Below are 251 nucleotides of genomic sequence, written 5' to 3' on the forward strand. Positions count from 1 at the left end.
GTCAATCTGCGGGAAATCGAGCAGATGGTGGATCAGCTCAACCGCTTGCCGTCGAATCAGGCGCAGATGGAGTTGTCGCCGGGCAAGAACGTCGGTGGCAGTGAAGTGCTGGTCAAGAACACGCCGCAGAAGCCGTGGCGTGCCGGGTTGTCGCGCAGCAACGACGGCCAGCGTAGCACCGGCGAGCAGCAGTGGGGCACGACGTTCGATTGGGACAGCCCGCTGGGCCTGGCCGATCAGTTGATGCTGCG

General features: G+C 63.7%; 1 protein-coding gene. It reads left to right on the forward strand.

Translation table 11 applies throughout. The features are described from left to right. Window positions 1–251: ShlB/FhaC/HecB family hemolysin secretion/activation protein (locus ACCC96_RS30385; protein WP_413697754.1), on the forward strand; the 251-nt coding region annotated here is incomplete at both ends.

This window comes from Pseudomonas sp. Pseusp11 (assembly GCF_047304405.1).
In the GTDB taxonomy this organism is placed as follows: domain Bacteria; phylum Pseudomonadota; class Gammaproteobacteria; order Pseudomonadales; family Pseudomonadaceae; genus Aquipseudomonas.